This window comes from Neptuniibacter sp. QD29_5 (assembly GCF_047778125.1).
Lineage (GTDB): Bacteria > Pseudomonadota > Gammaproteobacteria > Pseudomonadales > Balneatricaceae > Neptuniibacter.
In genome coordinates this window covers 2849318-2864657 of sequence record NZ_CP180556.1, presented here as the reverse complement: position 1 = coordinate 2864657, position 15340 = coordinate 2849318, and the positions used below count along the sequence as shown (strand labels likewise).

13 protein-coding genes are annotated in these 15340 nt (G+C 45.7%); 5 read left to right on the top strand and 8 right to left on the bottom strand.

Annotated elements, in window-relative coordinates; all coding sequences use genetic code 11:
- Window positions 1-9: 9 nt before the first annotated feature.
- The 4 genes from ACMXYR_RS13610 to ACMXYR_RS13595 form a co-directional block, all read right to left on the bottom strand.
- Window positions 10-2115: a TonB-dependent receptor gene (locus ACMXYR_RS13610; protein ID WP_415902006.1), complete on the bottom strand. Its 2106-nt coding sequence runs from the start codon at window positions 2113-2115 to the stop codon at window positions 10-12.
- 163 nt (window positions 2116-2278) lie between these two features.
- The gene (locus ACMXYR_RS13605) at window positions 2279-2404 is read right to left on the bottom strand and encodes a hypothetical protein (RefSeq protein ID WP_415902005.1); all 126 of its coding nucleotides are present in this window, start codon (window positions 2402-2404) and stop codon (window positions 2279-2281) included.
- A 66-nt stretch (window positions 2405-2470) separates the two neighbouring features.
- Window positions 2471-3244, bottom strand: coding sequence for an alpha/beta fold hydrolase (locus tag ACMXYR_RS13600; protein WP_415902004.1), 774 nt, complete (start codon window positions 3242-3244; stop codon window positions 2471-2473).
- A gap of 14 nt (window positions 3245-3258) precedes the next feature.
- Complete coding sequence (locus ACMXYR_RS13595) at window positions 3259-3864, bottom strand: TetR/AcrR family transcriptional regulator (RefSeq protein ID WP_415902003.1); 606 nt, start codon at window positions 3862-3864, stop codon at window positions 3259-3261.
- Window positions 3865-3986: 122 nt separating this feature from the next.
- Here ACMXYR_RS13595 and ACMXYR_RS13590 point away from each other — a divergent pair, with 122 nt between their 5' ends.
- The 3 genes from ACMXYR_RS13590 to ACMXYR_RS13580 all read left to right on the top strand — a co-directional run bounded on the left by ACMXYR_RS13590 (window position 3987) and on the right by ACMXYR_RS13580 (window position 8231).
- Window positions 3987-4832 carry a crotonase/enoyl-CoA hydratase family protein gene (locus ACMXYR_RS13590; protein ID WP_415902002.1) on the top strand — a complete coding sequence of 282 codons (846 nt, stop codon included), beginning with the start codon at window positions 3987-3989 and terminating at the stop codon, window positions 4830-4832.
- 60 nt (window positions 4833-4892) lie between these two features.
- Window positions 4893-6917, top strand: a complete 2025-nt coding sequence (locus ACMXYR_RS13585) for an FAD-dependent oxidoreductase (RefSeq protein ID WP_415903656.1) — start codon at window positions 4893-4895, stop codon at window positions 6915-6917.
- Between the two features lie 165 nt (window positions 6918-7082).
- Window positions 7083-8231 carry a diguanylate cyclase gene (locus ACMXYR_RS13580; protein ID WP_415902001.1) on the top strand — a complete coding sequence of 383 codons (1149 nt, stop codon included), beginning with the start codon at window positions 7083-7085 and terminating at the stop codon, window positions 8229-8231.
- 56 nt (window positions 8232-8287) lie between these two features.
- Here ACMXYR_RS13580 and ACMXYR_RS13575 read toward each other — a convergent pair whose 3' ends face one another.
- The 4 genes from ACMXYR_RS13575 to ACMXYR_RS13560 form a co-directional block, all read right to left on the bottom strand.
- Window positions 8288-8833, bottom strand: a complete 546-nt coding sequence (locus tag ACMXYR_RS13575; protein ID WP_415902000.1) for a hypothetical protein — start codon at window positions 8831-8833, stop codon at window positions 8288-8290.
- 134 nt (window positions 8834-8967) lie between these two features.
- Window positions 8968-9564 carry a membrane integrity-associated transporter subunit PqiC gene (locus ACMXYR_RS13570; protein ID WP_415901999.1) on the bottom strand — a complete coding sequence of 199 codons (597 nt, stop codon included), beginning with the start codon at window positions 9562-9564 and terminating at the stop codon, window positions 8968-8970.
- The gene (gene pqiB / locus ACMXYR_RS13565) at window positions 9557-11203 is read right to left on the bottom strand and encodes an intermembrane transport protein PqiB (RefSeq protein ID WP_415901998.1); all 1647 of its coding nucleotides are present in this window, start codon (window positions 11201-11203) and stop codon (window positions 9557-9559) included. Before pqiB ends, ACMXYR_RS13570 begins: the two co-directional genes overlap by 8 nt.
- A 2-nt stretch (window positions 11204-11205) precedes the next feature.
- Complete coding sequence (locus ACMXYR_RS13560; protein ID WP_415901997.1) at window positions 11206-12501, bottom strand: PqiA/YebS family transporter subunit; 1296 nt, start codon at window positions 12499-12501, stop codon at window positions 11206-11208.
- Window positions 12502-12670: 169 nt separating this feature from the next.
- Here ACMXYR_RS13560 and ACMXYR_RS13555 point away from each other — a divergent pair, with 169 nt between their 5' ends.
- Together ACMXYR_RS13555 and ACMXYR_RS13550 are read left to right on the top strand one after the other, a co-directional pair.
- The gene (locus ACMXYR_RS13555) at window positions 12671-14149 is read left to right on the top strand and encodes a glutamate-cysteine ligase family protein (RefSeq protein WP_415901996.1); all 1479 of its coding nucleotides are present in this window, start codon (window positions 12671-12673) and stop codon (window positions 14147-14149) included.
- A 31-nt stretch (window positions 14150-14180) separates the two neighbouring features.
- Window positions 14181-15209: a succinylglutamate desuccinylase/aspartoacylase family protein gene (locus ACMXYR_RS13550; RefSeq protein WP_415901995.1), complete on the top strand. Its 1029-nt coding sequence runs from the start codon at window positions 14181-14183 to the stop codon at window positions 15207-15209.
- Window positions 15210-15340 lie beyond the last annotated feature (131 nt).

Here is a 15340-nt window from a genome sequence, read left to right as displayed (position 1 = left end):
CAGTGAGCTCTACCAGTTATATTTCAGGCCGGCTTTAAGGGTACGGCCTGCACCAGGGTAGAAGCTCTCGCTGCCCCAGCTAAATTCAGTTTGGTAGTTGTATTGGCGATCAAATAGGTTATCCACACGCCCAAATAGCATCAGCTCTGGTGTTAGTTCGTACTGACCTTTCAGGTTGAACAGGGTGTAGCTAGGCGCTTTTAGGGAGTTAGCATCGTCTTTCCAATAGGAACCAATATGGTCGGCTTGTAGTTGAGTTACTAAGCCCGGAACAGATACGGGAGTCCAGTTAACAGTTACGCCGACCTTATTGCGTGGAGCGCGCATGATCTCGTTGCCAGAATAGTTAGTACCATCATTTACGTAGTCGATAAACTCATGCTTGGAGTGGCTAAGTGCTAGTTTGGTGGACCATGAAGGCGAGAAAACATAACCAAGCTCAAGCTCTATACCTTGATGGCGAGTTTCGCCGGCATTGGTGCGGTAGGAATCTCCGTTGTTATCATCCGCTGATACGATGGCATCGTCGATCGTCATTCGATAGATCGAAGCCGAAAGGGATAGGTTTTCACGCTGTAAGCGGTAGCCAAGTTCAACAGTTGTTGATGTTTCCTCTTTAACACCACCAACGAGTGAAGCACTATCACCACTCTTAAGGTTATACATTGTAGAAGCGGTTGGCAGACGGTTAGCTTGGGCAACACGGCCAAAGAAACCACTGTTATCATTCAGCGCGTAGTGGAAGCCAAGTTTAGGGTTCAGGCTAGTAAATTTATCCTTACGATCAGCCAGTTGACGGTTGCCGAAGCCATCATCATCCGTTTCAGCTAGATGGTTGTCCAATTCGTACTGGTTATAGTCGTAACGTAAACCCGCCTGTACCGTCAGTGCATCACCCAGCATTAAGTTATGTTGGATGTAAGGGGAGATGTTTTTGTAAGTAATATCCTGATCGCGGTATTCAAATCCAGCAGTGTAGCTTACCGGAGGCCCCCAACCGCCTGAGACGGTAATATCAATTGGCTGGTAGCTGAATGTTTCCGACTCAGAGTGTTCCAGATCCACACCAAAGATAGTTTCGTTGCCATTGTCGTGTGCCCAGTTACCTTTAGCTAACAGGCCAAAACTAGTAACGTTGCTGTCAGTCTTAGGCGTATATGAACGCCAAGTCGCAATGTAATCATTAGAGTTATAGCGAGCGTAAGGGATAAAACTCAGCGTTAATTGATCATTTAGCGCGTGAGTTAACTCGAAGCTAAGGCGAGCAAAATCACTGTCTCGTTCAGGATCAATTGCTTTAACCGCGTCGCTTAAGCCTGATTGTGTACGGTCTTTTGCAAGTTCTTCTGCATCTAGGGAGGACGCCATCTCATCGGTCATAGTTGAGACTTGGAACTGTGTTTTTAGCTCCGTATCTTCATCTATTTCCCAAATGTGTTTTGCCAAAATCTCTTGGCGGTCTCGAGCAGTATGATCACGCCAGCCGTTATCTTGGAATGCTGATGCTGAGATAAGAAATGCTTGGTCCTCAGAAATTTTGTCGCTGTGTTGAACTTTAATCTGTGCGTAATCGTCTTCACCTGTGAGTACGCTTACATGGCCTTTAGGTGTGAAGGTTGGTTCTGCACTTAATACGTTGATCGTTGCTGCTACTGCACCCGAGCCGTATAGAGTTGTACCGGCACCTTTAAGTACTTCGATCTGATCTGCACTGGTATTGAAGCTCGACCAGCGTAGACCGTTATGGTTGAAAAGTGCGCTGGATTGTAGAGGGATGCTGTCTTGTAGGAATAGGTAGTAGCCATCGTAGTTTAACGGCATTCGGATACCGGTATTATGAGATGAACTGCCAGACAGCTGGTTGATAGTCACACCTGCCATCATTCGGGTACTGTCTTGAATATGCGCACCCTGATCCAGTTGCAATTGTTTGTCATCAATTGCACTAACGCTTACAGGCAGTGAGTTACTCTCTTCATCGACACGGCTTGCAGTCACAACCATGGTTGAAACTACTTCGTCGGCAGCAAATACAGTGTGTGGAACGCTTGCAGAGAAAACAGCAACCGCCAACGTATTAAGGGGGAACTTGATAGAGAGTGATTGTGACTTCATAACCCTGTCCATGCGATAAGATTTTGGCGCATGGTAGCGATGACATGCTGTCTTGAGAATGTGACCAATTGTCGCTGTGGCAAACTGTCGCAGGGATAAAATCTTGCCATAGATACTATGGTTATTGGTTTTATAGCTAACCAAGAGGGAGAATCGAGGGTGGTTAGTTTGTTTGCTTCAGCGCTTCTAAGAGTGCAGGAATAAACGCTAGTTGTTGGTCAGAGCCGGTTAGCTTTTTTTGTTTAGCAAGCAGTGCATCAGAGGCGGCTCGATAGATACGTGATTGCACTGGATGTTGCTGCTATGGATAACGTATGTATGTCCTATTTTGCTATCAATATTAGGTTCTTGCTAATCATCTTTGTTTGGGAAGTAATGACTTTAGTAGCTCTACTGTTTCATCGGGATGTTCAAACGGGAATAGATGACCACCGTTAAAACCGATTAACTCCATATTGAGGAAATTTCTTTGCCACCATTTAATGTCACCTGCGCCAAACAGATCACTATGCTCTCCATAGATAACGGTGCCTGAAACCTGCTTTAGCCACTTGGGTGCATTGAGCAGAACATTGCGGAATATATCGGCTTCAATCTCTGGAGAGATACTCAGCTCTACACCATTGTTGGTCTCTGTTAGACCATGAGTGATGTAGTCATCAAAGCACGCGGGGTGGAATGTTCTGAAAAGCTTTTTCTGGCTGAAGTATTCACGTGCTTGTTCATGACTATCAAATTTTGATCGACGTTTAGCAGCTCGCTGTGCCGGAGATACTTTGTCTATCAAGCCCATCTTTTTGATCAGCTTTATCAGGTAACGTTTGCGGCCGTTAAATAGTACGGGATCAAATAGTATCACTTGTTTAAACAGCTCAGGTCGAAGCCCAGCGGCAATTAAGGTGACCACAGCGCCAGCGGAGTGTCCCATACCGATTACAGGTGCAGCTTGGTTTTGCTCAATATCTGCAATCAACTCTTTGGCATAGTTGGTTAGATCACCATCTAATGGGTAGTCACCGTGACCCATTTTTTCGATATAGGTTACAGAGTACTCTGGCAACTGGTTAAACAGATATTGATAGCTACTACCCGGGAAACCATTGGCGTGACTAAATTGGATGGTGGTCATAATTCTATGCCTACTCAGGGTTGATTGATCATCATACGGACCGTGTTTTTAGCGATATCGTTGATATCTTCACGATTGATGTAGATGCCATCGTTAAACAATCGACATAGGCCATGGAGTGCGGCCCAGCTTGATTGAGCAATGCGTAAACTCGGTTGTTCAGGATCAAACAAGTTCTGTTGTTGCAGCTCTTTCACCCAATCCAGCCAAAGATGAAAACTGTTTTTGGAAATGGTTTGTAACTCAGGTGTAGGCTTACCCGTTTTCCAAATTTCACGACCATACATGAGATCGTAGGTTTCTCGTTCTTCATCAGCAAAGCGGATATAGGTGAGAACGTAATGCTCAAACAATTCGACTGTAGATAAATCTTTTTTGCATTCAGTAACCGACTTAACTAGCTGATCTTGCTGGTGGAATCCTTGTGCAGCAATGGCACAAAGCAGCTCATTTTTATCTTTGAAATGGTGATAAGGGGCTGTACGGGACACGCCGACTTTATCTGCCAGTTTGCGAATAGATAGGTTATCCACACCGCCTTCACCGATCAGATCGGTCGCTGCTTTCAGTAGTGAATCTCTTAAATCACCGTGGTGATAGTTCTTCTTTGAATTCGTCATAGCTGAGGAATTTAGCAATCAATCTTGACAGTGTCAAAATTGGTGCGCTATCTTGTTTTTATCTTGACGGTGTCTAGTTTGGTTTCTAGATTATTTTTCATCCATAAAAATAAGAGAGATGTATGACTTACCAGACCTTTTCATTACAGGTTGATCAGCAGATTGCGCACCTTCAGTTAAATCGTCCTGAAGCTTGTAACGCTATGAATAAAGTCTTTTGGCAGGAGTTTCCAGAAGCTTTAAGAACACTGGATTCTGAGGCTGAAGCGCGGGTGTTAGTTATTTCCTCTCAGGGAAAGCACTTCTCTGCAGGTATGGACCTAGAGATCTTTACTCAGCCTGATCCGCAAATGTTTAACGGCGAAGCAGGCCGTCGTGCCGAAGCTATCCGTCGTTTAGTGATGCAGTTACAAAGCTGTTTTAACTTGCTGGAAGAGATCCGTATGCCGGTAATCAGTGCCGTACAGGGCGGTTGTATTGGCGGCGCTTTAGATCTGGTCTGCGCGACAGATATGCGCTACTGCACTTCTGAGGCTTACTTCACCGTGAAGGAAACTGAATTGGGCATGACGGCTGATCTGGGTACGTTGCAGCGTCTACCTCAATTAATCCCTTCAGGCCTAGCGCGAGAGTTGGCTTATACCGCTCGAAAATTGAGTGCCGATGAAGCGTTAAAAACAGGACTAGTAAACCGAGTCTTCCCAACTCAAGACGCTATGCTTGATGATGTCATGGATATTGCCACTCAGATTGCATCGCAATCGCCTCTAGCTGTGACAGGGTGTAAGCAGATGATTAATTATGCCCGGGATCATAGTGTTCAAGACAGTTTGAGTTATATGGCAACTTGGCAAGCAGGCATGTTTCAACCGGAAGACATGATGCAAACCTTCAGTGCCAAGATGTCTGGAAAGGCTCCGGAATATAAACCGTTACGAAAAATTACGGCGCCGTTTAGCGGCAAATAATAAAGATAAGAATAATAGATGGGCACTTTAGTTAGCCCTCACGACAAGAGTAAAAAGACCATGAGTACAACTCCTTATCCACATCTATTACAGCCACTGGATTTAGGCTTTACCACACTTAAAAACCGCGTGCTGATGGGATCTATGCACTTAGGTTTGGAAGAAGCGCCAAATGGCTTTGAACGCATGGCCGCTTTTTATGCAGAGCGTGCTCGCGGAGGTGTCGCTTTGATTGTGACCGGTGGTATTGGTCCGAACAAAGAGGGTGCTGTACATGGGCATGCAGCTCAGTTGGCTACGGCAGAGGATGTGGATAACCACCGTCTGGTAACTGATGCGGTGCATAAAGAGGACGGTAAAATCTGTATGCAGATTTTACACACAGGCCGTTATGCCTATAACCCGCAACCGGTAGCGCCTTCGGCTATTCAAGCACCGATCAATCCTTTCCCGCCAAAAGAGCTAAGTGAATCTGATATCGAAAGCCAGATTCAGGATTTTGTGCGCTGTGCATCACTCGCGAAAGAAGCTGGTTATGACGGCGTAGAGATTATGGGTTCAGAAGGGTATCTACTGAATCAGTTTATCGCCAGCAGAACTAATAAACGTGATGATGAGTGGGGCGGTGAGTATGAGCAACGTATCCGTTTTCCACTGGAAGTTGTACGCCGTGTTCGTGAAGCCGTAGGCACTGATTTTATTATTATCTACCGTTTATCGATGCTGGATTTGGTGGAAGATGGCAGTAGTTATGATGAGATCATCGCTTTAGGTAAAGCGATCGAAGAAGCTGGCGCGACAATAATTAACACCGGTATTGGCTGGCATGAAGCGCGCATCCCAACCATCGCAACCAAGGTGCCGCGTGCTGCATTTACTTGGGTGACAGCAAAAGTTCGTGAAGCGCTAAGCGTGCCGGTGATCAGTTCGAACCGAATCAATATGCCGGATGTTGCTGAGGAAGTGCTAGCACGAGGCGATGCCGATATGGTCTCTATGGCACGTCCGTTCTTAGCTGATCCAGAGTTTGTTGTTAAGGCAGAGCAAGATCGAGCTGATGAGATTAATACTTGTATTGGGTGTAACCAAGCTTGTTTAGATCATGTTTTTGTTGGCAAGCTGACCAGTTGTTTGGTTAACCCTCGTGCTTGTCATGAAACCGAACTCGTCATTACACCAACAGAACACCCTAAAAAACTAGCTGTAGTGGGTGCTGGGCCTGCAGGTTTAGCTTTTGCTACTACAGCTGCTAAGCGTGGTCACCAAGTAACGTTGTTTGATGCTAGTTCTGAGGTTGGTGGGCAATTTAATATCGCTAAGCGTATTCCGGGTAAAGAGGAGTTTTATGAGACTCTTCGATACTTTGCTAGACAGGTCGAGATTACTGGCGTTGAACTTAAACTCAATACGCACGTTGATTCGGCTATGTTGTCAGAAGGTGATTTCGATGAGGTGGTTCTGGCGACAGGAATCTCGCCGCGAACGCCTGAATTAAAAGGTGTCGAACACGCCAAAGTTCTCTCTTATCTCGATGTGATGAGCGGTGCTGAAGTTGGCCAAAAGGTCGCGGTGATCGGTGCTGGCGGTATTGGCTTTGATATTTCGGAATATCTGATCCATCAAGGCGAGTCGACCAGCCAGAATATCTCCGCCTTTATGCAGGAATGGGGTGTGGATATGGACCTTAATGCCCGTGGAGGTATTAAGGGTATGAAGCCAAGTTTTGAACCTGCAGCGCGCGAGGTGTACCTGCTGCAGCGTAAAAAATCTAAGGTTGGTGCCGGTCTTGGTAAAACAACCGGATGGATTCACCGAGCTGACTTGGCTAAAAAAGGTGTGCGTATGTTGAATAAGTGCGAATACCAAAAAATTGATGATGCCGGTTTGCATGTTCTGGTGGATGGTGAAGCGCAGCTGCTAGAGGTTGATAACGTTATTATTTGTGCAGGGCAAGAGCCTTGTCGAGAACTTGCGGATCAGATCGGTAACAAGCCTGTTCACCTGATTGGTGGTGCTGATGTGGCCGCTGAGCTAGACGCAAAACGTGCTATTAACCAAGGTACAACGCTAGCTGCTGAAATTTAATATAACCGGAACAAAATAGATAACCTAAGGGATAGATCAAACCAACTTGCTGGTCGGTATAACCTGCAATCAGTTGATAGGGATCATTCATATAACCACTGATTAGTTTATGCTGAAAGTTAAGGATCGTAGAAAATGGTTTTTAACTGTGCCGGATAAGTAGCAGTGAAAGGTTATCGAAGTTCCAATATAGGGCAGCAATTTGGTCTGATGAGCTTGTTGAGCTTAATCAGCATGTTGTTGCTCTTTTATCTTTTCTACAGCGCTTTTAGTGAATCTTTCTATGAAGAGAAAAAGCAGGAGAGTCGGGATTTAACGACCTCTGCCGTTTCTATGATAGAGGGCTTCTATCAGCTGAGTCAGAACTCCGAGATGACTGAGGTGGAAGCTCAAAAGCTAGCTCTGTACGCGTTGGAATCTTCGCGTAGTTTTCATGATGGCTATTATTGGGTAAATGACAGTCATGCGAATATGGTGATGCACCCTGAACGACCGGACCTGATGGGTGTAAATCTAGCTAAAGTGCAAGACATTAATGGCCTCTATTTATTTTCCGAGTTTGTAAGCGCAGCTCATAAAGGTGGAGGTTGGGTTGATTATTTCTGGACTAAGCCGGGTGAGGGGCGAGAGGTCTATCATAAAGTTTCCTATGTCGCTCTATTTGAACCTTGGGATTGGGTGGTCGGAACAGGTGTCTATCTCGATGAAGTAGAGGCCAGAAATGATCGATTGTTTATTCATTCGATAGAGCTGATCGTTGCCGCATTTTTATTGATGGCGTTTGTATCGATCATGTGGGCAAGGCGGAGTACTAAGCTTATTCGTGATCTGGCGATTAAAGATCCTTTAACAGGGTTATACAGTCGCCGTTATTTGAACGAAACTGGCGCTAGTTTTATTAGCCAAGATCAGCGCAATGAAAATAATCATCTCTATGTTTTGTTTTTGGATATAGACCGCTTTAAGCAGATTAACGACAGCTTTGGCCATCGTTTTGGCGACGAAGTTCTGCATGAAGTAGGCAATGTTTTACTCGAGCATACTCGCCCAGAAGATCTGTGTGTTCGTTATGGTGGTGAGGAATTTGTGATTCTGACATTGGCCCACCAATTTGGATCAGTGCATCGCCTTGCTGAACGGTTGAGGGCTCATATTAATGCTCTGGAGCTAACAGAAAATATTGATCTCACAGTCAGCGTAGGCATTGCTATGCGAGGCTATGAAGAGTCGATGATCTCGTTATTAAATCGCGCAGACCAATACCTTTATGAAGCCAAAGAGTCTGGTCGTGATTGTGTGATTGCAGAGCCTTAAAGGGATTAAAAAAGGGAAGCTTAGTGCTTCCCATTTTTATTTTAGATGGTGATCTTTTAAGCCACTGTCTCAATCAACTGTGGGAACTCAGTGCCCGGATCGGTTGGAATCTGATCGGCTAGTCGAGCCTGTAAACGCTGCTGCAGTTCCTGGTCTTGCTGCTCATTCGCTGTTTGTGGTTCTGGCGAATTTGCTGCTGGCGCTGCTGAAAATTCAGGTTCTGTATTGTCAGCAGGGCGGTTACGCAGGCCTTCTTGAAGGTCTAGAGCCGATTGGATGTCGATGCCTCGGAAACTCTCAACATCTTCACCGGTTTGTTCAGCTAAGAAGCTTTCGATTTGCTGCTGTTGCGCTGCTTGGTCAATGGCAGGTTCGGCATTATTAGCCCGGTTCGTTCGTGTTTCTAGGCCGTTATCAACATTTTGGACTTGGCTTGTTTGCGGCAAGTCTTGGTTGAGTTGCACCTGACCACCCGGCTCAGTACCTAGCGGAGCATTAACGGCTAAACCGCTACCCGCTGATTGCGCTGTGGATTCTGGGCCCGCTCCTCTTGGGGAGATAAGCGATTGTGCAGTGCCTAAGGCTGAGATGTTGTTTTCCATAATGCTGACCAAATTTCTTTGTTCTTAGAGCAAACTACGTACAGAGTTAGTCATTATAGCTGAGAATTGGTTCCCGTGCTGTGAACCTTATTCATGATTTATGTCTATCGCCTTGAACAATGCAGCCTCTAGGATTATTGCTGCGCGAGATATGAGTTTAAATAGCTCGCTTGTTGGTTGGCAAGATTAGATAGCAACTGCTGTAGCTCTCTGACCAACGCGCTATAACCGGGTTTTTTCAGTGGCTGTTTTAGATTAAAGCGGTAAGAGCTGATTACCTGTTCATCTTTTTTGATTTGCCAGTGCCCGCTTAAGACTGCTTCACCGGTTTCTGTGCCATGAAACTGATCTATTTGGGTGGCAATGCTGTAATTCCAATCACTATTGCGGCCAAGCGAACCATCATCAACACGGCTGTTACTTAAGCGTTGATCAAGTTCGTTGTGTAATACGCGGGTAATCGCTTGATCGGGTTGTTCCGCCCAAAGATGTTGACTGGCAATGCGAATATGATTTTCGCGAGTGAGCAGAGCAATCCCCGGTGTATTGATATAAGGGGCTACTTTAACGGGTTTAATCCCAATCACTTGTTGATAGGTTTCTTTTACATAGCTCTGACTATCACTGCTTAGAAGATAGTACTGGCTCTTTGGATTGCTGCTTTGGGATGCGCAACCGCCTAAAGCGCTCAATAGAATAAGGCTGATAAAGAGGTTGATGGTTTTATTCATTAGGTCGGCCTCCTGGGATTGGATCCGCGCTTTTCGGAGCATCAAAAATTAGCGCATTAGGTTTCTCATCCAATGTTTTGAGTACCGGTTGAAGCTGTTTTAGCGTTTGCTGTAGCGTATCTAAGGAACGGTTCATCTCTTGGTACAGTTCGCTTTGTGGAGCGATTCCTTTTGCTGCTAATCGGACCTCTTTTAAAGTCGCTTTTAATTCTTCTGGTAGGGCTTGGGTGTTGTTATTACGGGCTAAAGCTTCGATCTCTTTCAGAGTGCGATTCAGTTGTTTGATGGCTTTTTCAGAAGTATTCAGCGTTGAATCTAATTGAGAAATGAGAGGTTCAACTTGCAGCTTTTCAATCTTGCTGAGCACCGCGCTGAGTTTGTTCTCTAGTTGTGCAAAGCCACCTGACACGGTAGGAATCACCGGGTAACCATCAAACTCAATAAGGTTAGCTGCTTGCTCTTCGGGGTAGAGGTCAAAATCGACAAATAGACTGCCAGTAAGGAGGTTGCCGGATTTTAGGCTAGCTCGCATACCTTGTTGTATCCAAAAGCGCAGTTTTTCATGAGCGTTATGTAATACGTTTTCTTCATTGTCATAACCTAAACGCCCCGGTTCAAGACGAATAATCACCGGAATACGTGGGTCTGATTCGCCCGTGATTTCAGAAATCTGAAAAGGAATGCGCTCAACTGTACCTATGCGTACGCCACGAAATTCAACGGGAGCACCTGGAACGAGCCCCCGGACTGTTTGATCGAATAACAGTAAGTACTCATTGTAAAAAGCATAAGGCTGCTCTTTTACACTCTCAAAATCTGGGTAAAGTTGATAACGATCACCATCTGCAGCAGCTTGGGCTTTGCTATCACTATCAATGACATCAAATGTTACCCCGCCTGCGAGAAGCGTATCCAATGTACCAGTTTGTACATTTACGCCATCAGCCGAGAGATTGAGGTTGATACCACTCATATTCCAGAAGCGACTATCTGTAGTGACGAGTTGATCATAAGGTGCTTGGATAAACAGATCGTAAACCGCTTGTTTTGCTTGGGTATCGAAGGATAATTGTTCTATACGACCGACAGGGAAACCACGATAGATCACGGTATCTCCCACACTGAGCGAGTGAGCGTTATCACTGATCAATTGCAGTCTTAAGCCCGGCTCTGAGGCTGAGGTGACAGGTAGTTCTTCTAAGCCTGTGTACTTAGTTGATTTCCGTTTTCCTTCACCGGGGCTCATCTCTATATAAGCGCCTGACAGCAGTGTGCCAAGGCCACTTACTCCGCCAGTGCCTACACGGGGGCGTACCACCCAAAAGCGGGTGTTGTCTAGAAGGAGTGCTTCAGCTTCGGGCTCGATCCGTGCTTTAACTAAAACGTTGCCATCGGCGTAATTGAGTTGGACTGATTCGACCTTACCCACCTCGACACTTCTAACCTTAATCTTGGTTTTACCTGCTTCTATGCCATCAGCAGTAATAAAGGTAATACTGACCAATTGACCACGGTTAGCCCAGTCCTGATAGATCATCCAACTGCCCAGAAGCAGAGCGATCAGTGGCAATATCCAGATGCTGGAAATTGAGCGTTTAGCGCTGATAACCGGGGTCGGGTCTGTTTTCGAAGTAGACATAATTAAGTTGCGTCGTCCATTAAGTCGGTCAGAGGTTCTTGTCCATGATTGATGGCGCGTATTTCTGTGTCGCTCAGGTTATCCCATATTAAGCGGGGGTCAAAGCTGATCGCCGATAACATAGTTAAAATCACCACACTGGCGAAAGCGATGGTAGCGATACCGGGTTGAATACTGACTAGTCCGCCCAACTGAACCAGTGCAACTAAAACTGCGACGACAAAGACATCGATCATCGACCAGCGACCAATCAGTTCAGTGACGCGATACATCCACATCCGTTCAGTTAATTTGTGTTGATGTCCCGCTTGGACACTATAAGCCAGCCAAAAGATCATTAGCATTTTTGCAATTGGAACTAAAACACTGGCGATAAAGACCACCAGTGCGATTGGGTATGAACCATGCTGCCAGAGCAGAACCACACCGCCCATAATGGTGCTGGGATCTTCCGATCCTAATAGGGTGGTGTTCATGATCGGATAGATATTTGCCGGTAGATAAAGAATTACAGCAGTAATCAGGTATGCCCAAGTTTTCTGCATACTGTAGGGAATACGTGGATGCAGTTTGCTTTCGCAGCGTCGGCAATTTTGTTCGTTCGCTGGGTGGAGCAGATCACAATGATGGCAACTGATCATGTCTTGCTTTAAGGCACTGCCTTCTGACACTTGTATTTTGGTGCGTTCAATACCGGCGCAATGATCTAATTGATGCCACAATTGCAGTTTGTCGACGGAGGTGATCGTTGCGATTAGACAGATTGCAAAGAGTACATAAGCCCAGAATGACATCCCTATGACTAAGTCGGCCATTCCTGCGATCTTAACTAAACTCACTAAAACGCCGATAAGAAAAACTTCCGCCATGCCCCAAGGGTGCAAGGTAAACAGTAGCCGCGTGACTTGGTACATCCAGCGCCGACTATGATTGAGTTTTAACGGAAGCAGAATAGCCAAGTAAGTACTCAGCAGTAATGCAGGGATCAAAATAATAAAGCAGAGCAGTAATAAGGCGAGTATGGGGAAGCCTAACTGAAGTAGGTCGAATCCGCTCTGTGCTAGAGAGACTTCCTGTTCGCGTCCTTGGGATTGAAAGGCTAAAAATGGAAACGGCAGCGACAGAAATAGAAAGATCAGTGAGCTAATGGCAAATGCGATAGCACGATCAATGCTGTTGGGTACTTTCGCTGTCAGTTGATGCCCGCAGCGTCGGCAGTGTGCTTTTGACCCGGGTGATAGATCAGGAATCTTCTGAATCAGGTCACAGCAGTGGCAGGCAACTGTTTCTACGGACATTGAAAATTATCAGCTCAATCTGATGGTTTCTTTGATTTTACCCTAAACGCTTTCTTCTGCGAATTTCCTAATATCTTCATAAATATGGAGCTAATCAGTTCATATTGGTAGGAATGAGCAGAGCTAGCTAATCTTAAAGGGATTAATTGAACTTTTCCTGAAGGGGCTTATGGGACAAGAGATCAGTTCTCATAAATTTAGTGAGCAGGCTTATAGCCAATTTAGAACACGCTTAATGGAGAACCTAGACGGGCTTAAGTCGATGTTGCATCGCCCCGGTTTTGGTTGTGGACCTTCATCTATAGGTGCTGAACTTGAGCTGTATTTGGTTGATCAGCATGCGAGGCCGCTAAGTTTAAATCGCGAAGTGATTGATCGTAGCGGTCATAAGCAACTCGCGCTGGAATTGAACCGCTTTAATCTCGAATACAACTTAAAGCCGGTCGCAGCTGCAGGTAAACCGTTCAGTCAGATGGAGCAGGAGATGGTTAGTGCCATCGAATTAGTGAATCATCATTTGGTTGCTGAACAAGGGCAAGCATTACCCATAGGTATTCTGCCGACGTTAAAACGCAGTGATTTTGGTTTAAAAGCTCTCACAGATGAATCGCGCTTTTATGCACTAACTCAAGCGCTACAAAAACTGCGGGGCAGAATGTTCTGTATCAAAATTGAGGGTGATCCGCCTATATCTCTGCGCTCTCGAGATGTTTCGCTTGAAGGGGCCAATAGTTCCATGCAGGTTCATTTTCGAGTGAGTCCCGAGCGTTTTGCTTGTACTTTTAATGCCCTGCAATTAGTGACGCCAGTAGTGGTTGCCCTAGCGGCGAACTCACCGTTTATGTTAGGTCACAAGTTATGGCATGAGACACGTATCCCATTGTTTAGGCAGGCAATAGATGGGCGCTCTCATGAGGAGTGTGATCGCGGTATCCCTTCCCGTGTTGATTTTGGTAACGGTTGGGTTCGGGAAGGCGCTTATGAATTGTTTGCAGAGATGGTGCATCTGCATGAGCCGATTTTGCCAGTCATCGGTGATGAAGATACCTTGGCCGTTATTAAAAAGGGCGATGTCGCGGCTTTAAAGGAGTTATGTCTGCATGCTGGGACTGTGTGGCCTTGGAATAGGCCGGTTTATGATCATAAAGAAGGTGGCCATTTACGAATCGAACTTAGGGCTCTACCTGCTGGACCGACTCCTTGTGATATGGCCGCGAATGCAGCTTTTGCACTGGGAGTTGCCAAAGGACTGCAGGAACAGATGGATGAGATTATTCCTGCGATGCCATTTAGTGTGCTGGTTAAGAATTTTTATTTGGCGGCTGAAAAAGGCTTGCAGGCAGAACTAATGTGGCCGGTGTTGAGTCAGGCGGGTGGTCTGAAAAAGTTAAGTGTTGCAGAAATTGTTCAGGAGTTGTTGCCCGTTGCCTATGCTGGGTTAAAGGCCTTGGATATTGCCCCTAAGGAAATTGATCACTACCTAGCTGTGATTAAAGAACGTGTAGATACCGGGATTACAGGTGCTTATTGGCAGCTGCGTGAATACCAGCGGTTATATAAAAAATTAAATCACAACCAAGCGCTTACTCAGATGGTTCAACGTTATATGGCTTTGTCGTCCACTAATGAACCTGTAGTGTCATGGTAACTAGGGGACGTTTTATGGGAGGGTATAGGGAATGAGAACGCTGATTAATCCCACTTCAGAGCAGTTATCAGATAGCCCTGAAGCGTTCTTAAAAGAGATGGGTGAAGCGGTGATGATCTATATTGAGGGAGAGCGAACAGAGCGAACCCGAGGTTTAGTAACATTGTTGCATGGAAATGAGCCCTCAGGTCTTAATGCGCTGCATAAATGGTTAAAACAGGGGCAAAAACCGCTATTTAATCTGCTCTGTTTTATCCCGTCCGTTCCCGCCGCTATTTTGGAACCAATGTATAAATACCGTGTCTATCCGGGTCAGAGAGATATGAACCGTTGTTTCTTTCCTCCTTTTACGGATGAACCGGGGCAACTTGCAGAAGAGATTTTAGAGCGGTTTGAGGGTTATCAACCCGAGTGCATCCTCGATATTCACAATACTTCAGGGCACAGCCCCGATTTTGGCGTAGTGACTTATGTGAGCGCAGCTCATGAAGCACTAGTTTCATTATTTAGTGAGCGTTTGGTGGTTACTGATCTGAGGTTAGGGGCATTGATGGAGCGTAGTACTCGTCGTTGTCCTATAGCTACAATTGAGTGCGGTGGCGCGAAAGATCAAACAGCCAATCAGATCGCTTGGCAAGGTTTGCAGAAATATCTCTATCAAGAAGAAGTGATGCAGTTAGAACATGGTCACCATTTGGATCTTTATCGTCAGCCAGTGCGTTTAGAATTGAAACCGGAAACGACCATAGCCTTTGCTGACAGTTATGTTATCGGGACCGATCTCACTGTGCCTGCTCAGTTAGATGAGTTTAACTTTGGTGCGGTGGAGCGGGGTACTTTAATTGCTTGGTTAGGAGGAAGCGCCTCTCAGCAGAACCTAAAAGTTCATGACGCTGAAGGGGCTGATGTTTTTTCTCGCTTCTTTGAGATTAAGGGTAATCTTCTCGTCACTGCTCAGCCGCTGAAGCTCTTTATGATCACGACACGACCTGATATCGCTCTTAGCGATTGCTTGTTATATGCGGCGGCTGAAACTGAGCATGAGGTGGTAGATACCTAACTAATTGAAAAGATTAAATTAGCTTGCGTTGTGAGCGATCGTTCAAATATGATTATCAGCGTTCTATCAGTTGGCTTGGATCTATTTATTATGCAGCTGTAAAGCTGTATAACTAAGGTCTTATAACGTCT

Coding starts and splice junctions, on each gene's coding strand:
- ACMXYR_RS13610 (WP_415902006.1), bottom strand. CDS start 2,115: ATGAAGTCACAATCACTCTCTATCAAGTTCCCCCTTAATACGTTGGCG.
- ACMXYR_RS13600 (WP_415902004.1), bottom strand. CDS start 3,244: ATGACCACCATCCAATTTAGTCACGCCAATGGTTTCCCGGGTAGTAGC.
- ACMXYR_RS13595 (WP_415902003.1), bottom strand. CDS start 3,864: ATGACGAATTCAAAGAAGAACTATCACCACGGTGATTTAAGAGATTCA.
- ACMXYR_RS13590 (WP_415902002.1), top strand. CDS start 3,987: ATGACTTACCAGACCTTTTCATTACAGGTTGATCAGCAGATTGCGCAC.
- ACMXYR_RS13585 (WP_415903656.1), top strand. CDS start 4,893: ATGAGTACAACTCCTTATCCACATCTATTACAGCCACTGGATTTAGGC.
- ACMXYR_RS13575 (WP_415902000.1), bottom strand. CDS start 8,833: ATGGAAAACAACATCTCAGCCTTAGGCACTGCACAATCGCTTATCTCC.
- ACMXYR_RS13570 (WP_415901999.1), bottom strand. CDS start 9,564: ATGAATAAAACCATCAACCTCTTTATCAGCCTTATTCTATTGAGCGCT.
- pqiB (WP_415901998.1), bottom strand. CDS start 11,203: ATGTCTACTTCGAAAACAGACCCGACCCCGGTTATCAGCGCTAAACGC.
- ACMXYR_RS13560 (WP_415901997.1), bottom strand. CDS start 12,501: ATGTCCGTAGAAACAGTTGCCTGCCACTGCTGTGACCTGATTCAGAAG.
- ACMXYR_RS13555 (WP_415901996.1), top strand. CDS start 12,671: ATGGGACAAGAGATCAGTTCTCATAAATTTAGTGAGCAGGCTTATAGC.
- ACMXYR_RS13550 (WP_415901995.1), top strand. CDS start 14,181: ATGAGAACGCTGATTAATCCCACTTCAGAGCAGTTATCAGATAGCCCT.